General features: G+C 57.9%; 18 protein-coding genes. 4 read left to right on the top strand and 14 right to left on the bottom strand.

Annotation, left to right across the window (positions count from 1 at the left end; all coding sequences use genetic code 11):
- Position 1 precedes the first annotated feature (1 nt).
- Positions 2 to 1018, bottom strand: coding sequence for an ABC transporter substrate-binding protein (locus hmeg3_RS23100; RefSeq protein WP_094565800.1), 1017 nt, complete (start codon positions 1016 to 1018; stop codon positions 2 to 4).
- Positions 1019 to 1479: 461 nt separating this feature from the next.
- Here hmeg3_RS23100 and hmeg3_RS23095 point away from each other — a divergent pair, with 461 nt between their 5' ends.
- Positions 1480 to 3381: a potassium transporter Kup gene (locus tag hmeg3_RS23095; RefSeq protein ID WP_094565799.1), complete on the top strand. Its 1902-nt coding sequence runs from the start codon at positions 1480 to 1482 to the stop codon at positions 3379 to 3381.
- 27 nt (positions 3382 to 3408) lie between these two features.
- On the opposite strand, the gene hmeg3_RS23090 is transcribed toward hmeg3_RS23095, so the two are convergent.
- The 7 genes from hmeg3_RS23090 to rsmB all read right to left on the bottom strand — a co-directional run bounded on the left by hmeg3_RS23090 (position 3409) and on the right by rsmB (position 11200).
- The gene (locus tag hmeg3_RS23090) at positions 3409 to 4245 is read right to left on the bottom strand and encodes a DMT family transporter (protein WP_094565798.1); all 837 of its coding nucleotides are present in this window, start codon (positions 4243 to 4245) and stop codon (positions 3409 to 3411) included.
- A 101-nt stretch (positions 4246 to 4346) separates the two neighbouring features.
- On the bottom strand, positions 4347 to 5045 hold the full coding sequence (locus tag hmeg3_RS23085; RefSeq protein ID WP_094565797.1) for a tRNA (guanosine(46)-N(7))-methyltransferase TrmB: 699 nt from the start codon (positions 5043 to 5045) through the stop codon (positions 4347 to 4349).
- 251 nt (positions 5046 to 5296) lie between these two features.
- Positions 5297 to 5554, bottom strand: coding sequence for a DUF3567 domain-containing protein (locus tag hmeg3_RS23080; protein WP_050478365.1), 258 nt, complete (start codon positions 5552 to 5554; stop codon positions 5297 to 5299).
- A gap of 399 nt (positions 5555 to 5953) precedes the next feature.
- A complete protein-coding gene (locus tag hmeg3_RS23075; RefSeq protein WP_094565796.1) occupies positions 5954 to 6691 on the bottom strand; it encodes a response regulator in 738 nt (245 codons plus the stop codon).
- A gap of 216 nt (positions 6692 to 6907) precedes the next feature.
- Positions 6908 to 9229: an ATP-binding protein gene (locus hmeg3_RS23070; protein ID WP_094565795.1), complete on the bottom strand. Its 2322-nt coding sequence runs from the start codon at positions 9227 to 9229 to the stop codon at positions 6908 to 6910.
- A complete protein-coding gene (locus hmeg3_RS23065) occupies positions 9226 to 9882 on the bottom strand; it encodes a DUF4390 domain-containing protein (RefSeq protein ID WP_369828846.1) in 657 nt (218 codons plus the stop codon). The genes hmeg3_RS23070 and hmeg3_RS23065 overlap by 4 nt, the downstream gene beginning before the upstream one ends.
- 1 nt (position 9883) lies before the next feature.
- Positions 9884 to 11200 (bottom strand): 16S rRNA (cytosine(967)-C(5))-methyltransferase RsmB, encoded by a 1317-nt coding sequence (gene rsmB / locus hmeg3_RS23060; protein ID WP_094565793.1) that lies wholly within the window; start codon positions 11198 to 11200, stop codon positions 9884 to 9886.
- 375 nt (positions 11201 to 11575) lie between these two features.
- On the opposite strand from rsmB, the gene hmeg3_RS23055 reads away from it, so the two are divergent.
- On the top strand, positions 11576 to 12793 hold the full coding sequence (locus tag hmeg3_RS23055) for an MFS transporter (protein WP_094565792.1): 1218 nt from the start codon (positions 11576 to 11578) through the stop codon (positions 12791 to 12793).
- Positions 12794 to 12864: 71 nt separating this feature from the next.
- Here the strand turns inward: hmeg3_RS23055 and hmeg3_RS23050 are convergent, their stop codons facing one another.
- The 4 genes from hmeg3_RS23050 to hmeg3_RS23035 all read right to left on the bottom strand — a co-directional run bounded on the left by hmeg3_RS23050 (position 12865) and on the right by hmeg3_RS23035 (position 15380).
- Positions 12865 to 13209 carry a DUF1840 domain-containing protein gene (locus hmeg3_RS23050; protein WP_094565791.1) on the bottom strand — a complete coding sequence of 115 codons (345 nt, stop codon included), beginning with the start codon at positions 13207 to 13209 and terminating at the stop codon, positions 12865 to 12867.
- A 142-nt stretch (positions 13210 to 13351) separates the two neighbouring features.
- Positions 13352 to 13867, bottom strand: a complete 516-nt coding sequence (locus hmeg3_RS23045; protein ID WP_094565790.1) for a hypothetical protein — start codon at positions 13865 to 13867, stop codon at positions 13352 to 13354.
- 8 nt (positions 13868 to 13875) lie between these two features.
- Complete coding sequence (locus hmeg3_RS23040) at positions 13876 to 14847, bottom strand: DMT family transporter (protein ID WP_094565789.1); 972 nt, start codon at positions 14845 to 14847, stop codon at positions 13876 to 13878.
- A gap of 107 nt (positions 14848 to 14954) precedes the next feature.
- Complete coding sequence (locus hmeg3_RS23035; protein ID WP_094565788.1) at positions 14955 to 15380, bottom strand: hypothetical protein; 426 nt, start codon at positions 15378 to 15380, stop codon at positions 14955 to 14957.
- Between the two features lie 156 nt (positions 15381 to 15536).
- On the opposite strand from hmeg3_RS23035, the gene hmeg3_RS23030 reads away from it, so the two are divergent.
- On the top strand, positions 15537 to 17573 hold the full coding sequence (locus tag hmeg3_RS23030) for an OPT family oligopeptide transporter (protein WP_094565787.1): 2037 nt from the start codon (positions 15537 to 15539) through the stop codon (positions 17571 to 17573).
- A gap of 56 nt (positions 17574 to 17629) precedes the next feature.
- On the opposite strand, the gene hmeg3_RS23025 is transcribed toward hmeg3_RS23030, so the two are convergent.
- The gene (locus tag hmeg3_RS23025; protein WP_094565786.1) at positions 17630 to 19153 is read right to left on the bottom strand and encodes a YifB family Mg chelatase-like AAA ATPase; all 1524 of its coding nucleotides are present in this window, start codon (positions 19151 to 19153) and stop codon (positions 17630 to 17632) included.
- Positions 19154 to 19237: 84 nt separating this feature from the next.
- A complete protein-coding gene (locus tag hmeg3_RS23020) occupies positions 19238 to 19480 on the bottom strand; it encodes an accessory factor UbiK family protein (RefSeq protein ID WP_094565785.1) in 243 nt (80 codons plus the stop codon).
- A gap of 305 nt (positions 19481 to 19785) precedes the next feature.
- Here hmeg3_RS23020 and hmeg3_RS24845 point away from each other — a divergent pair, with 305 nt between their 5' ends.
- Positions 19786 to 20070 (top strand): hypothetical protein, encoded by a 285-nt coding sequence (locus hmeg3_RS24845; RefSeq protein WP_157739330.1) that lies wholly within the window; start codon positions 19786 to 19788, stop codon positions 20068 to 20070.
- Positions 20071 to 20075: the final 5 nt, after the last annotated feature.

Raw genomic sequence — 20075 nt, 5'->3', positions numbered from 1 at the left:
CTCAGCTGCCTCCGTTGATATGGGCGTCGTCGAAGAAATAGTCTTTCACCGAGGCCGGTTTGTTTTTGATGGCGCCGACGCGTTGCATGAATTCGGCGAGCGGGTAGGTGTTTTGCGGCGTGATCTTGAATTGCACTTCCGGATTCTTGATGATCTTCAGCAGCAGGTCGCGGTCGATCTTGGCGTTGCTGACGCGGATGTAGGTATCGGCCGCCTTGTCCGGGTTGGCGACGACAAATTTGGCGGCTTCATCCAGTGCGGCGACGAAGGCTTTGTAGGTCTTGGGATTATCTTTGCGGAATTTTTCCGTTGCGTACAAGACGGTGGCGGAAGACGGGCCGCCGAGTACCTGATACGAGTTCAGCACGATGTGGGCTTTGGGATTACCCGCCAGTTCTTGCTCCTGAAACGGTGGGTTGCCGAAGTGCGCGCTGATTTCAGTGCCGCCGTTGATGATGGCGGCAGCGGCGTCGGGATGCGGCACGGCGACGCTGATTTTATCGAGCTTGTTGTATTGAGCGTCGCCCCATTGTTTGGCGGAGGCCAGTTGCAGCACGCGCGATTGCACCGAGACACCGACGGCAGGCAGGGCGATGCGGTCTTTGTCGCTCAGGTCGGCGATGGTTTTGACGTTGGGATTGTTGCTCACCAGGTAGTAGGGCAGGTTGCCCAGCGAAGCGACGCCGCGCACGTTCTGGCGGCCGTGGGTGCGGTCCCAGATGGTCAACAGCGGGCCGACACCGGCGCCGGCGATATCGATCGCGCCCGACAGCAATGCATCGTTGACCGCCGAGCCGCCAGACAGCTTGACCCAGTCAACCTTGATATCGACGCCCTGGGCTTTGCCGTGTTTCTCGATCAGCTTCTGATCCTGAGCGACATTGAGCAACAGATAGACGACGCCGAATTGTTCAGCGATGCGTAGCTGGCCTTCGGCGCGGGCAACGACCGGGGCCGTAGCGGCAGCGGCGAGCAGGCTCAGGCTCAGCGCGGCAGAGAGAAAACGTTTGGCGAACATGCATACTCCGGTGAATGCGACAGATTTTTGTCTGACGCAAAAAAAGAACAAACAGAACAAGCAGAACAGGAAAGAACAACAGTCTTAAGAACAAACAGCGGCGAAAGTCGTCCTTCCTTATGAGCTTGGAGTATATAAAGCTGAAGGAAGAATGAAAAACGCGTTTATTGCATATCTTTATGCGGTTTTCGCTGCATTTTGAAAGCCATTGGCGCATGTTCTGCTTTTGGCGAAAAGCAGGCAACGTGCACAGGCATGGAGTGCTTGGTCTTTTGCCAATGTCAAGGATGGCGCGTAAGACAGATGCCTTTGCGCAACGCAGCCTCCTGTGAGGGAAATAGTGAGATAAAGTACGCGCTTACCGGTTCTGCAATCTGCGGCTGCCATCCTGCACACATCTGCACAGCCCCTGCCGGTACGCAACTCGAACTAAAAGCACCAAAACCAAATACGGGAAAACAATGAGTTCATCTCAGGTCAGACCAAATTATTCCTTCCGGTCACAAAAACTCCACATCATCACCCTGGCAGCACTGGGTGTCGTCTTCGGCGACATCGGCACCAGTCCGCTGTATGCGCTGAAAGAATGCTTCAGCCCGGAGCACGGCATCGCGTTTTCGCATGACGCCGTGCTGGGCATTATCTCGATGCTGTTCTGGTCGATCACGATCGTGGTCTCGCTCAAATACGTGCTGTTCGTCATGCGCGCCGACAACAACGGCGAAGGTGGCGTACTGGCCTTGATGGCGCTGTCGTTGCGCACGGCTGTGAGCGGTTCGCCGCGTGCCAAATGGCTGATGATGCTGGGCGTGTTCGGCGCCTGTATGTTCTATGGCGACGTGGTGATCACGCCGGCGATTTCGGTGTTGTCGGCGGTGGAGGGGATGGATATCGCGGTACCGGGAACCTCGCATTACGTGATCCCGCTGACGCTGGCGATTCTGATCGGTTTGTTCCTGATCCAGCGTCACGGCACCAATCTGGTCGGCAAGCTGTTTGGGCCGATCATGTTCATCTGGTTCATTTCGCTGGGCGCGCTGGGGGTGTATCACATCCTCAAGGCGCCGGGCATCATGGTAGCGATCAATCCCTACTACGCCGTGCATTTCATGATCGAGCATTCGCTGCAGGCGTTCATCGTGCTCGGTTCAGTGGTGCTGGTGCTGACCGGCGCCGAAGCGCTGTATGCCGATATGGGGCATTTCGGCATTCGCCCGATCCGCTTTGCGTGGCTGTATACCGTGATGCCTTGCCTGGTGATCAATTACTTCGGCCAGGGCGCTAATCTGCTGACCAATCCGGCGGCGATTCAGAATCCGTTTTATCTGATGGTGCCGGAGGTGTTGCTGGTGCCGATGGTGGTGCTGGCTACGTTTGCGACGGTGATTGCATCGCAGGCGGTGATTTCCGGCGCATTCTCGCTGACCAGTCAGGCGATCCTGCTGGGCTTTGTGCCGCGCATGCGTATTCTGCATACGTCGGAAGACGAGCGTGGCCAGATCTATATTCCGCTGATCAACTGGATGTTGCTGGTGCTGGTGGTGGCCGTGGTGCTGGCGTTCAAGAAATCCGACAATCTGGCGGCGGCGTACGGTGTGGCGGTGACAACCACGATGGTGATCACCACCATACTGGCGGCGGTCGTGATGCGCATCGAATGGAAATGGCATCCGGTGTTGGTGACGTTGGTGATTGGCGCATTCTTCATCGTCGACTTTGCGTTCTTTGCCGCCAATTTGCTGAAGATCGCCGAAGGCGGCTGGTTCCCGCTGCTGCTGGGCGGCGCCGCGTTCTTCCTGCTGATGACCTGGTATTCGGGGCGCATGTTGCTGCGTACGCGTATCAAGGACGACGGCATTCCACTGGAACCGTTCGTCGAGGGTTTGCTGGCGCATCCGCCGCATCGTGTTGGCGGTACCGCGGTGTTCATGACCGGCAATATCAATACCGTGCCGGTGGCGCTGCTGCATAATCTCAAGCACAACCGGATCTTGCACGAACGCGTATTCTTCCTGAAGATCAGTATCTGGGACGTGCCTTATGTTTCCAATGAAAATCGCCTGACGCTCAAGGATATGGGCGGCAACGTCTATCTGCTGCGCGCGGCGTTCGGCTTCAAGGAAGCGCCGGAGGTGAACAAGGTGCTGGATCTGACGGCGGCGCAGTTCAACATGGAGTTCGACTTGATGGACACGTCCTTCTTCCTGGCGCGCGATACGGTGGTGCCGAGCAAGTTGCTGGGCATGTCGCTGTGGCGCGAACAGCTGTTCGCGTGGATGTATCAGAACGGCGCCAAGCCTTCGGACTTCTTCCACATCCCGGCAAACCGGGTGGTGGAGCTGGGAACGAAGGTAGAAATCTAAGGCTTCATTTACGTCGGTGCTATCGAGCTAGCGATGCATCCCCAGCACGATAGCGCCGACGGTAATGACGAGGCAGGCAAAGATGCGCCGCATCGTCAGTTTCTCTCCCAAAAAGATCGCACCGATCAACGCGGCAAACAGTACCGACGTCTCGCGCAATGCTGAGACGGTTCCCATCGGCGCCAGCGTCACCGCCCAGATCACAATCCCGTAAGCCAGCAAAGACATGACGCCACCGGCAAGACTGAGCCAGTTTTGCTTGCGCTCCGTCGCCATCGGCAGGCGTCGATGCATCCACATGAAAATCAAGGCCAGCGGAAAGCTGTCGAGTACAAACAACCAGCCTGAGTAGGAGATCGCATTGCCTGCCAGACGCGCGCCGATGCCGTCGGTGACGGTATAGGCGGCGATGAAAGCGCCGGTGGTGAACGCGGCAATCGGGCCGGACAGGTTACGGCGATCTTTGAGATGCGCGAGGCTGATGATGCCGATCGACACCAGGCCGACGCCGATCCAGGTGTAGCTGTTCATCTGTTCGCCGGCGAAGACGGCAGCGCCGATCGACACCAGCAGCGGCGACGAGCCGCGCGCGATCGGGTAGGACTGGCCGAAGTCGCCGATGCGATAGGCGCGGATCAGAAACAGGTTGTAGCCGGTATGCAGGATGGCAGAGAGGATGATGTAGAACCACGCGTCCGCATGCGGCAGCGGCGTGAACAGCACCAGCGGAATCGCGCCGACGCCGGCGCCGATGGTCATGAGTGTGAGTGAGGCGAGGCGATCGCCGCTGCTTTTCAGTAAAGCGTTCCATGAGGCGTGCAACAGGGCGGCGCAGAGCACCAGTGCGATGACAGCGAGACTCATGCTGGATATCCGGGAAGAAGAGCCATGTTGGCGAGGATTAAGAAATTGAAGAGATAGGTTGAGCTTAGGTTGGGGACTCGGTGCGTGCTTTGAAATCTGTTTTATGTCAAAGCGTTGATGCCGGCTGCCGTCACCTGCGCACAGCAACGCCACAAACCATGTCCCGAGGACAGGTATTTGCGCTCAAACGGCGTGATCGGCGTTTCGGTCGTATAGGTTTCACTGATGGCGATGCGATCCAGTTTGTCTGCGCCGACCTGATTGAGCGCAGCCGCGAATTCTTCAACGTAAATCTGCCAGTTGCTGCGGCATTCGATATACCCCCCCAAGGCGACGATCGTCGGGAACACCGCATGGCCTTGCCAGCGTCGCGCCACATGGCCGATCTTGGGCCAGGGATTGGGGTAGAGCAAATACTGGCGGGCGGGAAAAATGCGCGCTTCCAGCAGCAGACGCCAATAATCGATCAGATCGGCGCGGACGAAGCACAGGTTGAGTGGCTCGGGGCCGCTCCAATGCGTATTGCGCGCCAACCGGTCTTCGGATTGATCGATGCCGATGACGAAATGATCGGGATGCTGCACTGCCAGATGATAGGACGACAGGCCCACACCGCAGCCGGTATCGAGAATCAGTGGCGCTGCACCTGCCGCGCGCCATGCGGCGATGCTGCTGTCGAATGCCTTGCGGTTGTAGTCGGTGACCGGCTTGCGGAACGGCGAAGCGACATGTCTGGCGACCAGCGTGGAGAGCTGTTCATGAATGCCGGTCTGGCTGCTGGTGATGGGGGACGAGTTCACTTCAGGCTTGCATGCGAGAGAAGCCTGACATTATAGCCGGGTGGAAAAATGCAAGTGATTGGGAGGTACTGCTGAGATAAGCAGTACCGGCAGAATCGGCAAAAAGCTGGAAGAACGGCGTGTGGTTTGCCGCCGGATGCTGATGAATTATCGAAGGTGGATGGCGCGAAGCAATCCCGCTGGAGGCGTCATGCTGCGGGATTGTTTCGCGCAGGTCAGAAGATCTGCGTACGCTGTCTCTGTGTAGGCTCTTAGTGCAACGTCATGGGATGACGCATCATCAGATCGTACTTGCTGAGGAAGGTATCGATGTCTTCCATCGACGGTTCCGTCGCGATCAACTCCTGCACATCCTTGCGAAACAACTCGGCGGCGGGGCCGTCGATGTAGATTTCGCGCTGGCCCGATTTGTCCATGATTTCATAACCGCCAAAGCGCAAGGCTTCATGGTCACGGTCGGCACCGAATTCAACGACGCTGTATTGCTCACTGTTGTAGATCAGGTTCATAGTGGCTCCTTATGCAAATGCTAGCTTTGTGAAGGAAGTGGCGTCATATCCGGGGATTTCAAGGTGGGGGTGTGCCCCTCTGGACTCGTTCTTTGATCTCCCTGAGTGTTTTACGGCGCAATTAGGGATAACTTGTGCCCCGGATGACAAAATGACATGAACGAACAGGCGAGCTGCCTTCAGAGTGGATAAACTGGCCGCAAGAAGGTTCCGGGAGAGAACATCTGGTGTTACCGGAGCTGAAGGCGATACGGTAAGTGTTAGCGCGCAATCAGCCGTGAATCTGCTGTAAAACCGCGGGGAAATCTTCAGCGGTTAGCACTCAACAAAAATAACCCAGTAGAAATACGGTATGCGGCAAAGCAGGGCAATCCTGCTTTGCCGTGAGGCATCAGATCCTTAGATGCTCTTTTTAGACAGCTTGCCGGGCTCCACGCCCAACTGCTTGAGTTTGCGGTACAAGTGAGTGCGTTCCAGCCCTGTGCGTTCTGCCACGCGCGTCATGCTGCCATTTTCACGCACGAGGTGATATTCGAAGTAAGCGCGCTCAAAGGCATCGCGCGCTTCACGCAGCGGCAAGTCAAAGGAAATATTGGAGGCATTGTCGGCGATGGGTGCATACGCCGGCGCAATCGCCATACCGTGCCCGTGGTGCAATGCGTCGGACGCGCTTGGAGGCGCGTAGGACGACGGCGGACTGGAGTGGTGATCGATGCTGTCGGTGTTGGCCGTTACCGTTGGACGGATGTACGACACCGGGCGCGCCGGTTCGCGGCTGTGCGACAGGCCTTGCTGAACTGCCTTGAGCAGTTTTTGCAGAGCGATCGGTTTTTCCAGGAAGTTGAGCGCGCCGATGCGGGTCGCTTCGACAGCGGTGTCGATGGTCGCATGGCCGGACATCATGATGACCGGCATCGTCAGCAGACCGTCGCGCTGCCATTCCTTGAGCAGTGTGACACCATCGGTGTCCGGCATCCAGATGTCGAGCAGCACCAGATCGGGAACGCTGCCCAATCTCAATTCACGCGCCTGTTGTGCATTCTCGGCGGTTGCTACGACATGTCCTTCATCGCCCAAAATTTCCGAGAGCAATTCGCGGATACCCATTTCGTCATCGACGACCAGGATGTTAGCCATGTGCCTGCTTTCCTCACTAGATATTTTTGAGATTTTCTGTGCTACCGGTGAACTCTTTGCAAAGCACCGTTACGAAATCAATCTGGCTAGGCGTGTCGGCGAGGACGGTACGCATAATGGTACGGCACGCAGACACAAAAACCGCCGGCCTAATTTCGCAACCTTACTCGGTAAAGACCCATGTATCAACGGCAGCTACGACAAAAATCTTAATCCTTATGCATCGGATGCTAACTTTAACAGCAAAATCAATATTTTTGCGCCTCTTGTTTCGCTTCTATTCTGTATATCGACTCGTCCACCGTGTTCGTCGATGATTTTCTTGACCATCGCAAGGCCCAAGCCCGTACCTTTCGGTTTTGACGTCACGTAAGGTTCGAAGGCGTTAGCTAAAATTTTCGAGGCGAAGCCCGGGCCGTTGTCCGTAATAGTCAGACGCACCGCACTGCGCGCTGCGCCGCCCGAACCCTGATACTTGATCAGTTCCGTCGCCACGTCGATGCGCGGCGGTATTTCACCGTTCTCTGCGACGGCGTCCTGTGCATTCTGCAGCAGGTTGTGGATGACCTGGCGCAATTGGGTGGCGTCGCCCATTACTTTCGGCAAGTCCGGCGCCAGCTTGACATGGATGCTGTCGCGGCCGTCGCCGGCCAGATAAAGGTGCAGGATTTCTTCGGTCAGCGCGTTCAGGTCCAATGCAGAGGGTTTGGCCGGCGGCGTCTTCGCATATTCGCGGAAATCGTCAACCATGTGCTTCATGGCGGTGACCTGGTTCACAATCGTGGTCGTGCTTTTTTCCAGTATCGCCGCGTCCTGCGGCATCAACTTGTCGGCCAGGCGCATCTGCAGGCGTTCGGCGGAGAGTTGAATGGGCGTCAGCGGGTTTTTGATTTCATGCGCCAGACGGCGCGCCACTTCACCCCAGGCAATCGAGCGTTGGGCGGAAATCACGTTGCTGATATCGTCAAACACCACCACATAGCCCACGCCGCTTTCTACCGGCAAGTGCGAGCCGCGTGCCAGCAGGGTTATCTTGCCACTGGCGGAATCACCTTCCTTGGTGTCTTCCCGGCGGGTTTCAGGTGCTGCGACGTCGGTACCACCGGCATTGGTGTTTGTACTTGTACCGCGATGCGGCAGCTCAATCTGCTGCTGCCAGTGGAGGCTGTCTTCGGCGACGTCGGAAGCGAGCTGGGCGCGCTGTTCCGAGAAGGCCTTGATGATTGCTTCGGCAAACAGCGCCTGACCATCGATGGTGTGCAGCGGCGTGCCGACACGGCCGCTGAAGTCGTAACCGAGAATGCGGCGCACCGAGTCGTTGACGCTGACGATGGAGAATTCGCTGTCGAGCACCATCACACCGGCCGACATATTGGCGAGCACGGATTCCAGATAGGCTTTGGCGTTCTCCAGCTCGGCGCGATTCTTCTCCACCGAGGTGCGCGCTTCCAGCAGCTGCCGCGTCATGGTGTTGAAGGACTGGGTCAGCGTGCCTAGTTCATCTGACGTACTGACAATCGGGCGCGGCGACAGGTCGCCCTCGGCCACTGCCTTGGTGCCCTCTGCCAGCAGCAGCAAAGGCTTGGCGAGGTCGCTGGCGATCAGGAAGGCGCTGGCGATGGCGCCGAAAATGGCTAGCAGCAACGTCAGGGTCAGGGTGACGATATAAATCTTGCGCAGGCCGGAGCGCGCCACCGAGCGTTGCTGGTACTCGCTATAGGCCAGCCGCAGGGTCTCCGCATTGGTGGCGAGGTAGTCCGGAACCGGCTGCAGAATTTGCAGAAAACGATTGTCGTTTTGCAGGCCCATCGCTTTGGAAGATGTCGGTACGGAGATCACCACATGCAGGCGCAGGTTGCCGTCCGAATCCGATTCGCCGTTGAGCGGGCGCGAATCGTCGCTTTCCACGACCGAGAAGCCGCGTGTGACTTTGGCCTGGCGCATCATGGCCGCCGTCGGCACGGTCGGTGTCAGTACGCCGATGCGACCGCCTACCGTTGCCAAGACCTGGCCATTGGCGTTGACGACGGTGATTTCCATGCTCTGATCGCGTTGTCGCGACAGATAGGTGACCTGCTCGGATTCGGACATGTCGGCCATTTCCTGCGCCATTGCACGTCCACGCGCGGCCAGGTCGGTCAAAGAGGAGTCCAATGCATTGCGACCGAGATTGAGGCCGGATTCCAGCGCTGCTTCCATCCGCACGTCAAACCACGATTCGATCGAGCGTGATACAAACTGTACCGACACCAGATAGATCACTGCGCCGGGCAGAATACCGATCAGCGCAAACAGCATCACCAGCCGTGCCAGCAACTTGGAGCCGAACTTGCCGCGCCGATAGCGTTTGTACAGCCTCGTCAGCAGCAGCACGACCAGCAGCAGCAGTGCAACTGCCGCCAGTGCATTCAGGCCCAGCAGCCAGGGATAGTGCTGATCGAATAGTGCGGAGTTTTCAGAGGCCGAAGCCAGCAGGAACAACAAAATGCTGATGACGCCGCCACCCACCACCAGCAAATAGCGCAGGGTCCGGGTCATTCGACTTTGAAGGTGAATTCTTTCCAGTCGGAGGAAAGACGCCAGTCACTGTTATTGAGCGCGTTGATCTGGAACGGTTTGGGCAACTGGGCCACATCCAGGCGCATGCGCAGGCCGACCTTATAGATATCGCCGGACGTGAGAGCGCTCTTGTCGGCAATGATCCAGCGCGGCGGCCGGCGGATCAGCGACATGGCATCTTCCAGCGATGAAAAACTTTGCTGCAGCTGGCCGCTGGTCGAGGCGTGATATTGGCGGGTCAGCACATTGAAGGAGATGCGTACCGTACGAGATACCGAAATCGACACCTCGTCGAACCAGTACCAGCGCCGCCGCGTCAGTTGCACATCGGTGGTGAAATACAACGGCACGCCGCGCACCAGGGCATCTTCCAGACTGCGGTTAAGCTCAAAGGAATACGACGCCGACAAACGGTAGCCGTCATCGGTCGCTTCCAGCGACGCTTGCGTGATATCGACTTCCGCGGCATGGCTGGTGGCCGGTGAGAACAGCAGGATCAGCGCCAGAGCAAGCAAAAGGACGCAACGACACGTGCGCCACAACAGGCGGACGGCGGTCGAGGCTCCCGACGCCGCCGCTGGAGGATGGCGGAATGACGGCAGATGAGAGGAGATGAGGGCCGATTGCGTCAATTCATGGTCCAGTTTTCTGAAACAGCGCATAAAACAGGCCGTCATGGTCGGTTTCTGCGCTGGCGGTGGGCAGCAGTTGACCTGGAGCTGGCAGTCGAAGAGCCTGGTTGCGCTGGGCAAACGCGGCAGCCTGTTCTTCCGATTCCTGCGGCCACAACGAGCATGTTACCAACAGCAATTTACCATCCGGCTTTAGCATCTGCCAAAGATTGTCGAGGATTTGCGAGGAAAGTGTTGTGAGTTGTGCCGTATCAGTTTTGCGGCGCAGCCAACGAATATCTGGGTGGCGACGCACAATGCCTGAGGCCGTACAGGGAACATCGGCGAGGATGCGGTCGAATTGTTTGCCGTCCCACCATCCTGCATTCGTATCATCGCCGCGTGCATCACCGGCTTTGAGCGTCGCGTTCAGTTGCAGACGCCGCAGGTTTTCTTCAATCCGGCGCAGACGCTTGGGGTCATGATCCAGCGCGACCAGATCAATGTCGGCGCATTCCAGCAGATGGCCGGTTTTGCCGCCGGGCGCGGCACAAGCATCAAGTACAACCATGCCGTCGTGCACGTCCAGCAAAGGCGCCGCCATTTGGGCGGCTGCATCTTGCACGGACACCAGACCATCGGCAAAGCCGGGGATCTGCGCCACCGGCGTGGGTTTGTCCAAGCGCACCGCATCTGGGCCAACCTGACGCGCGCCGACACCCTGTGCCGTCAGTGTTTGCAGGTAAGCGGCGACCGTGCTCTTGCGGCGATTGACGCGCAAGGTCAGTGGCGGCGGCGCGTTGCCCGCCTGCAGAATGGCTTGCCACTGATCCGGATACGCGCCTTTGAGGCGATCAATCCACCAGGTTGGATAATTCCATGTGCCGGCCGGCGTTTTTTCCGCTTGCGGCAGCAAGCTTGCACGCTCGCGCAAGAAGCGGCGCAGGATAGCGTTGACCACGCCTTTGGCATGGCTCATTTCGGGATCGGCGGCCGCCGCCTCGACGGCTTGATTGACCACGGTGAAATCGTCGTACGCCGGATTGGTGTTGTCCAATAGCAGGCTGAGCGCACAGGTCAGCAGTCCGTGCAGCACGGCCGGTTGCGGCGGCTTGTTGGCCAGCAGACCGAGCAGTCCGTCTGCGACGCCCAGCTTGCGCATGCTCAGATAGGACAGATCCTGAATCGCGCCGCGCGCCTGTGGTGTGGTGTCATAGTGCGCAAAAATGCGCGCCAGCGCTTGCGGCAGGGCGGTGCCTTCGCGAACGGCGACAATCGCTTGCGCCGCGCCGTGCAGGCTATATGCGAGGGAATCTGTTTTTAATGAAAATTGAGTCACATTAATGCTATTTAAAGGCTGGTTCGACGTCGAAGCCGACGTCCGTCACAACGCCGCCGAGGGCGCGGTTGGTCATTTTCATCGGGCGATCGCCGATGAATCCGTACGTCCGCGCGGAGCGTCAGTGTACCAGCGACCATGGCTCCGCTGCTATTACGGATGACCGCCGCCGTAACAAAATACAAAAAAAGCGGGCGCACCGGCCAACGAGCGGGATTCCGATGGGAGAGCGACTTCTCGGACAGCGTGAATCGCAGCGATGCGATGACCGCCAAATCTCTTTCCCGGTTTACATCATGCGGATGGGCCTCACCGGCAGGATTTCGCCAATTCGGCTACAGTGTTTCCCTCTTTTTCGACCGGAAGACCCGTCTCATGGAAACCGTAACAGCAGTACAGGGCAAGCAACAGGATATCGCCGGCTGGATGATCATGTTGCTGGCTGCCGCCTGCGGCATCATCGTCGCCAATCTTTATTACGCGCAGCCGCTGATCGGTCCGATCGCCGTCGCCACCGGCATTTCTCCGGCCGCTGCCGGATTGATCGTCACGCTGGCCCAGGTTGGTTACGGACTGGGTTTGCTATTTATTGTCCCGGCCGGTGATCTGCTGGAAAACCGCAAACTGGTGGTATGCCTGATGGTCATCACGTGTATTTCTCTGGTCGGCGCTGCGTATGCGAGCAACGCCACGCAGTTCTTTCTTGCGGCGTTCATCATCGGCGTCAGTTCGGTCGGCGCGCAAGTGCTGGTGCCGTACGCGGCACATATGTCCTTGCCGGAAACGCGTGGACGCGCTGTCGGCAATGTCATGAGCGGTTTGCTGATGGGGATCTTGCTGGCGCGCCCGGTATCGAGTCTGGTGGCGGATTTGCTGGGCTGGCATGCGATTTTCGGCCTGTCGGCAGTCGCTACGGCTTTGTTGGCGCTGGTGCTATTGCGCTATCTGCCGCAACGCCGCCCGCCGGCCGGCATGCACTACTTCGCTTTGCTGGCGTCGATGTGGCATCTCGTCAAAACGACGCCGATTCTGCGTCGGCGTTCGATGTATCACGCGCTGATGTTTGCCGCCTTCAGTCTGTTCTGGACGACCTCGCCGCTCTGGTTGGCAAGCCCGGCGTTCAATATGTCGCAAAAGGGAATCGCGCTGTTCGCCTTTGCCGGCGTGATCGGCGTGATCGCGGCGCCGATTGCCGGCCGCGTCGCGGACCGTGGCTGGAGCCGTCCGGCCACCGGCATTGCGATGTTCGCGGGGGCCGCAGCGTTTTTGCTGACGCATTTTTGGTCGGGTGGCCGCGAGTCGTCGCTGGCGATCTTGCTGGCGGCGGCGATTTTGCTCGATTTTGGCGTGTCAGCCAATCTGGTCCTGAGCCAGCGCGCCATTTATGCGCTCGGCGGCGAGATCCGCAGCCGTCTTAACGGGCTGTTCATGGCGACCTTCTTTGGCGGTGGCGCACTTGGCTCCGCATTGGGAGCGTGGATTTATGCCGAAGGCGGGTGGGGCGCCACGTCCTTGCTGGGTTTTGCGTTCCCTGCGTTGGCCTTGTTGTATTACTTCACTGAGTTTCGCTTGGCAGCCAAAGCTGTCCAATAAGTTTTGTATGTCACAAAGCAACACAGGAGCCGCAGCTCCTGTGTTGTGTCTAAATCCTTGGGTTTTAAACTTCAAACGCCCCAGAGGATGTCGTAATTTCCCTTCTTTGCTTCACGCAGCATGTCCAGCAGCGGATAAGCACGTGCCGAAAATGTGACCGGCTCGATCTTTTCGTGACCATGGTCGTCGCCGTTGGCATTGTGATGCGCGTGTACATCGCGTTCCAGCGCTTCGGCGGCTTCATGCGATTTGCTGGAGTCGATTTGCTTTTCCAGCAGGGCGATCGCATCGGCGCTCTCGGCAGCGGTGATCACACCACGGGAGACATCTTTGTGCAGCAGGTCGAGGATGGGCTTGGCATGCGATTCATACATGACAACATCGGCAGCAGCTTTTGATTTGAACGTAACCAGCATATTTCCTCAGGGTATTGATGTTAATCAGAGCGTTTCCATTCGGACAACGCTAAATGCAACTATTCGGCGTACAGCAGTCCGATAGCATACCTCGGCATCGCTGCGCTTGTCATCTCCGCTTCATCTCTGTCCCATCTTCGCCTCAGGCTGGCTTGAAGGAGGTGAAAAAGGTTTCGATGTTTTCTGGCGTCACTGCTTTTTCCTCGCCCACGATCAGTACCTGGTAGATCCGCTTGTCTTTCGCGATCAGCCGCGCCATCAGCACCATGGGACGGCCGCGTGCGACACCGGTCGCGACGACATCCAGCGCCTGTGCGCCTTCAGTTTTACCGGGAATGGGCGTGGCGCGCGCGGTGCCGCCAATATTATTGATCAGGGCAGTGCGCATCGACGCCAGCGCCTGGGGCGCTTGCGCCGCGTCGGCCAGCTCCGCCGCGCCGACGGCGAAGGTGACGTCATCGATCTCGGCAGCGGTCATGGTCATGGCCACCGCTATGCCATTCAGGTCGATCTGACGCGAGAACGATGCTGGTTTGGCAGGCAGCAACACGGTGAACTGAACCTTGTCGCCATGCGCTTCACGCCAGTTGTATTTGGGAGAGCAGGCGGCCAGCAAGGCAAGAGCGCAGATCAGGACGATAAGACGGAATGAACGCATGGGCGAGCTCACAGTGGGGGTGACACCGGCGCTTGCCGGGAAAAGGTGCGTACGCCGAAGACCACGCCCACGCACAGGAAGACCACGCCGGCCAATATCTTCATGTCCGGGGCCATGCCGCGCAACAAAAAGGCGTATAGCAGCGCGGCCAGGGTTTCGAACACGATCAACTGGGCCACCAATGCGGTCGGCAGCAACTGGCTGGCCTTGTTCCACAGCAGCGTCCCGATCCACGAGGCGGACAAGCCGATCAGCAGCATCATCAGAATATAGAACTCCGGACGCGGCCCCAGCGGGAAGTCATAGCTGTTGCCGGCGACATGGTTGTAGATCCCATAAAGGACGAAACCCACCAGCGCCATCGGCAGGGTAGCGAGACCTTGCGCCGTGGCCCAGGTCATCGAATTGATGCGCGGATGAGCACGCAGATAGCGTGAATTGACGATCGGATACCAGGTCCAGGCGGCCACCGCGCAGAGGGCGACGAGACATCCCAGCATGTAGTCCGTGGTGGAGCGCGTGTTGTCCACACTGCTCCGGAGATGCTCAAGCTCGCTGCTGTTGACCAGCATCAGACCCATGCACAAGATCACCAGCGACGGCGCAAGACGGCTCCAGGCGACCGATTCCGAGGCATGTCCGGGACGCCAGTTGGCGCAGACGGAAATCACGATGGGCAAGGTGCCGATCAGCATCGTAGGCAACGGCGCATCGGCCAATTGAATCGCGGTGGCGAGCATGGCGTAGTACAGCAGATTACCGACCAGCGACAGCTTGAAGGCGACTTTCCAGTCTTCGCGGCTCAGCGAAGCAATCCGCTTGCGGTCGAAGAAGGCGGGCACCAGCGCGATGAGGCCGAAAGCGACATAGCGTCCCAGCGACAACACCACGCCGGGATAATCCGCCAGCAGCAGCGGAGTGACAAACACCAGGCCCCACATCAGGCCCGCGCACAGGGCGCAAAGAATACCAATGAACATAGAAAACAATCGGATTTAAAAAAGCGCCGGCCTCGACATCACCCACAAAGACTAGGCAGCAATTCATCACACACAAAGCATGAAATCTGGAGCGTCAGTATCGCTGCTTAACGGCATTCGCGCTGGAATTGATCTTCGAGTCGTGCGCGCCGGCTATAGCGAATCTGGCCCAGTGTGCTGTTGGACGAATTGACCTGTACGCCGGGGATGGACGAGGGCGGAGGCACAAAACCCCCATCGCGCCGTCGCTCCTGCGGGTACGTATCGTGATGAGGTTCCGGTTCACCGTGTTGTGCACGGTCGATATCGGCGCGCAACTGGCGGCAGCGCGGACTCAGTTCCGGCTCTTTGGCGGTCGAAGCTTTGGCGTCTCTGGCCGCATTTTCATCGAGGTTTTTTTGCACATCGGGTGGCAAAAGATTCATGGCTTTGCCGATGTCGCGATCGCTGGCAATATTTTCGGCACCGAAAGCGAGTGCGCTTGTCAAAGCCAGCAACAGGGAAGCGGCGGCGATGCGGACGTGCTTGTTCATGGGGGCAAAATTGAGATGGAAGGCTCTCATGATAGCAAACGGGGCTGGTTCGAAAGAGGGCATAAAACAGACAAATAATCCGACCAAACAGATGCAAACCACCAGCAAACGGTAATTGCTTACCGGCAGGCGGCAATCAAAGAAGGAGACATTCCCATGCCCCATTCCCCGCAACACAATCTGACCGAGCTGACCGAGCTGACGGTACGCGGCGTCATCCTCGGCGCGCTCATCACGGTGCTCTTCACCGCTTCCAACGTCTATCTGGGCCTGAAGGTCGGACTGACCTTTTCGTCCGCGATCCCGGCTGCCGTGATATCGATGGCGGTGCTGCGTCTGTTCGGCTCCTCCAGCATCCTTGAAAACAATATGGTGCAGACGCAGGCTTCTGCGGCAGGCACCTTGTCCGCCGTCATCTTTATCCTGCCGGGACTGGTGATGGTCGGGCACTGGCAAGGATTTCCCTATTGGCAGACGTTCGGCATCTGCGCCGCCGGCGGCATGCTGGGCGTGCTATTCACCATTCCGTTGCGGCGCGTCATGGTGGTCAACAGCGACTTGCCCTATCCGGAAGGACTGGCTGCGGCAGAAATTCTGCGCGTGGGCAACACCAAGGATGCTGCAGGCAATGACAGCAACAGCGATGACGTGCGTAAAGGTCTCAACGATATCTGGGCCGGGAGTGTCATATCGGCAGCAGTGGCGCTGCTGACCAGTGGCTTTCGCGTGTTGTCGGAGGGATTCAACGTTTGGGTTAGCGCAGGCACTGCGGTGTTCCGCTTGCCGCTTGGTTTTTCACTGGCCTTGCTGGGCGCCGGTTATCTGATCGGCATCGTCGCCGGTGTTGCGGTGCTGATCGGCGTCATTATCAGTTGGGTATTCGCGGTGCCTATCCTCACCCTATTGACACCGACACCCGAGGGCACCGCCATCGCAACGTACGCCACCGGCATATGGAGCAAGCAGGTGCGCTTCATGGGCGCCGGTACCATCGGCATCGCGTCCATCTGGACGCTCATTACCTTGTTCAAGCCGATGCTGGCGGGTGTGCGCGAGTCACTGGCCGACCGCAAGCATGCAGCAGCGGGCGGTACGCGCGCAATGACTGATCGCGACTTGCCGGCACGCGCCATCGTGCTGATCGGTGTTGGCGTGATGGCGGTGTTGACGCTGATCTTCGCGTTGTTTCTGTTGGACGCTCAATTGTCTTTGCCTTTGCTGTGCGGACTGGTGGCAATGAGCCTGCTGTTTTCTTGCGTATTCGGTTTTCTGGTGGCTGCTGCTTGCGGTTATATGGCCGGTCTGGTTGGCTCGTCCAGCAGTCCGATCTCCGGCGTCGGCATCATCGCGATGATTCTTGTATCACTGCTGTTGCTGGCATCCGGAAGCATTGATCACTTGCTGGCAGCACCCGGCTCGAGCAAGCTGCCGATCGCTCTGGCCATTTTCGTGACCTCGGCCATCATCGCAATTGCTGCTATTGCCAACGACAATCTGCAAGATCTGAAAACCGGCTGGCTGGTCGGTGCAACGCCCTATCGTCAGCAGATTGCCTTATTAATTGGTTGCGTGGTGGGCGCCGCGGTGATTTCGCCGATCCTCGAACTGCTTTACAACGCCTACGGCTTCGTCGGTGCGCTGCCGCGCCCGGACATGGACGCTTCGCACGCGCTGGCCGCACCGCAGGCGACCCTGATGACCGCGATCTCCACCGGCATCTTTACCCATGAGTTGAACTGGACCATGATCCTGATCGGCGTGGCGATCGGCATTGTCCTGATTGCCATCGACTTCATGCTGGAACGTCGCGGGAGTCGCGCACGCTTGCCTGCGCTGGCGGTCGGCCTCGGCATTTACCTGCCGCCGACAGTTGGCATGGCACTGGTGGCAGGGGCGCTGGTCGCATGGGGACTGCAGTTGCATCTGGCGAAGCGCAAGGCTTCCGGCGACAAGACCGGGCTTGACCGCGTTGAGCGTATCGAACGTCGTGGTGTGCTGGTGACATCAGGGCTCATTGTCGGGGAAAGCATCATGGGCGTAGTGCTGGCGGCGGTCATCGGTGCCAGCGGGCGCGATGAGCCGTTGGCATTGGTCGGTGCCGGTTTTGCTCCGTCTGCGCAATGGCTGGCGTTGTTCGTATTTGCTGCGGTGATTATCTGGTTCGTGCGCAGGCTATTGCAAAAGGCGGCTTAAACCAGTGAGCCGCCTGCATGTTTGCGGGCGGCCGGTGATTGCTTATTCGGGATTGACTATTGTTCGCGCAAGGCGCGGCGGTATTGGATTGCTTCGGCGATGTGGGCCTTGCCGATGACGGGAGCTTGCCCGAGATCGGCAATGGTACGCGCTACTTTGAGCACGCGATGATAGGCGCGTGCCGACCAGTTCAGCCGTGTCATGGCGGCCTTCAGCAAATCCTCACCGGCGTCGTCGGGTTTGCAGTGCATGTCGATTTCACGCGTCGACAAAAGGTGGTTGCTCTTTTGCTGACGCTGTTGCTGCAAATCGAAGCTGCGCGCTACGCGTCCTGCGATGCTTGCGGATGTTTCGCCGTTGGCTTGCTGCAGTAGTTCGTCATGCGCGAGTGCGCCGACCTGAATTTGCATGTCGATGCGATCCAGCAAAGGGCCGGAGATTTTTCCCTGATACCGGCCGATTTGATCGGGCGTACAGCGGCATTGCTTCTCCCGATGGCCAAAGAAACCGCATGGACACGGGTTCATGGCGGCAATCAGCTGAAATCTCGCAGGAAAGTCAGCCTGTCGTGCCGCACGCGAGATGGTAATCCGGCCGGACTCCATCGGCTCGCGCAATACTTCCAGGACTTTGCGATCAAATTCAGGCAATTCATCCAGAAATAAAACCCCGCGATGCGCCAGAGAGATTTCCCCCGGGCGTGGTGTCCCACCGCCGCCGACCAGCGCTACGCCGGACGCAGTATGGTGAGGCGATCTGTAGGGACGCATTTTCCATCGCGTGGTGGAGAACCCGCCGGTGACCGACTGAACCGCTGCAGATTCCAGCGCTTCGTCATCGGTCATGGGCGGCAAGATACCTGGAAAGCGCGCCGCCAGCATGGATTTGCCTGTTCCTGGCGGACCTACTAAAAGGACGCTGTGGCCGCCGGCTGCGGCGACTTCCAATGCGCGCTTGGCCTGTAACTGCCCTTTGACGTCGGAAAAATCCAGATACGCTGGTGCCGCAGGCTGCACAGAAGGGTGATGGCGGCTCAATCTCGCATCCGGATCAAAGCCGGCGAAATGCGCGCACACTTGCAATAGAGAGTCGGCGGGAAAGATTGTCGCATTGCTGACCAATGCTGCTTCGTCGGCATTCTCGCGCGGCAAGATGAAGGTGCGCGCGCAGCCATCGCTGTTATTCGACTTGTGCATGGCGTAGGTCATTGCCAGTGCGCCCCGGATTGGTCTCAGGTCGCCGGAGAGCGATAGCTCACCGGCGAATTCATAGCCATCCAGCGCATCGGCAGGCATCTGGCCTGATGCGGCAAGAATGCCCAGTGCAATCGGCAGGTCGAAGCGGCCGGATTCTTTCGGCAGATCTGCCGGCGCTAGGTTGACAGTGATTCTTTTCGCCGGGAATTCGAATCGTGCGTTCTGCAAGGCCGCGCGGACGCGATCTTTGGATTCCTTGACCTCGGTTTCAGGGAGGCCAACGATGGTGAAGGAGGGTAAGCCGTTGGCAAGGTGAACTTCCACCGTGACCTGCGGTGCATGCATACCCGCAAGCGCACGGCTCTTTAATACAGCAAGACTCATCTACGGCGCGATAGCGGTGCGGCTATGAAAAATTGAAAATCGAAGACTGAAGATCAGGACAGACGCAATGTGACTGGTCGAGTCTCAGGATGTTTTTTGGCGTGCTTCGAGCTCGACAACGCGTGCTTCCAGTTCTTCAAGCTTGGCGCGGGTTTTGGCCAGCACTTGTGCCTGGATGTCGAATTCTTCACGCGTCACCAGATCGAGTTTGGAGAAGCCCTGGCTCAACATGGCCTTGACGTTCTTTTCGATGTCTTTGGCGGGCGAGTTTTCGATCGCCTTATTGATTTTGGATTGAAGATCTTCGAAAAATTGTGGTTTGTCCATGATGGTCCTTTTTATCTGTGATGTTTCGGTAATGACGATCTGGCAAGTGTAGCGCTTTCGCCATGCCGAAGGAATGTGAACGGCAAAGAAACCGGGCGCGCATCTCTTCCTTTGTTCTGTTGCGATAGAAAACGTTCAGTAGCTTAGTTGCTATTTTGCAAATAAATGCGCGTCCTCACGTTTTGACGAGACTGACATAACAGTCTCTATCTCCGCCGAGTTACCGGGAAGTTATACGTGAACGTTCTACCGACGGACATTCGTTGCCCTATTTAATAGCGCTCAGCGGCAGGGAAAATAATGTCTTGGAGAAACGTCATATTCCACCCAGTGATGTAACTTGGCCGCAAGCTGGCAAAAGGATTTCATTTGCACCATTAAAGACGCTTTATTTCCGTTGGGAAAATGTTGAATTGAAATTGTTGCGCCCTATTGTTGTGCGTGATCATGCATGGACGAGATTTATGCACTATATTTGGGAAAAAAAGAAAAAATGCCTAATTGGAATGTTGATTTGCGCTAAAAAAAGTAACGCAAACCCGTCAACAAGGGGTGGCATGGCTCCTGCTATACAAATTGTGCAGAAATGAATAAT

The organism is Herbaspirillum sp. meg3 (assembly GCF_002257565.1).
In the GTDB taxonomy this organism is placed as follows: domain Bacteria; phylum Pseudomonadota; class Gammaproteobacteria; order Burkholderiales; family Burkholderiaceae_D; genus Herbaspirillum.
This window is presented reverse-complemented; position numbering and strand designations above follow the sequence as displayed.